The organism is Salipiger sp. HF18, assembly GCF_011806505.1.
In the GTDB taxonomy this organism is placed as follows: Bacteria; Pseudomonadota; Alphaproteobacteria; order Rhodobacterales; family Rhodobacteraceae; genus Salipiger; species Salipiger thiooxidans.
Genome location: NZ_JAATOS010000981.1, coordinates 1 through 568, shown reverse-complemented (window position 1 = coordinate 568; position 568 = coordinate 1). Strand labels below are relative to the sequence as shown.

1 protein-coding gene is annotated in these 568 nt (G+C 66.7%); it reads left to right on the top strand.

What is annotated here, in order from left to right; all coding sequences use genetic code 11:
* Window positions 1-568 (top strand): amidophosphoribosyltransferase (locus HC022_RS28385; protein ID WP_368484927.1); only part of this gene is annotated, 568 nt, incomplete at both ends.

Here is a 568-nt window from a genome sequence, read left to right as displayed (position 1 = left end):
AAGTCGGTCTACGAGGTGCGCCGCGAGATCGGTCGCCAGCTGGCGCGCGAAGCCCCCGTCGACGCGGACATGGTCTGCCCGGTGCCCGACAGCGGCACTCCCGCGGCCATCGGCTACAGTCAGGAATCCGGCATTCCCTTCGAGATGGGCATCGTCCGCAACCAGTACGTCGGCCGGACCTTCATCGAGCCCACCGAGCAGATCCGCAACATGGGCGTGCGCCTCAAGCTCAACGTGAACCGCGCCCTGATCCGCGGCAAGCGGGTGATCCTGATCGACGATTCCATCGTTCGCGGCACCATGTCGCGCAAGATCCGCGAGATGATCCTCGAGGCCGGCGCCGCCGAGGTGCACTTCCGCATCGCGAGCCCGCCCACCGTGTGGCCGTGCTTCTTCGGCATCGACACGCCGGACCGCGAGCAGCTCATCGCCGCGCGCATGTCCGAGACCGAGATCCGCGACTACCTCGGGGTGGATTCGCTGAACTACATCTCGATCGACGGGCTCTACAAAGCTCTGGGCGAGGAGAACGGCCGCGATCCCAAGGCGCCCGCCTATTACGACGCGG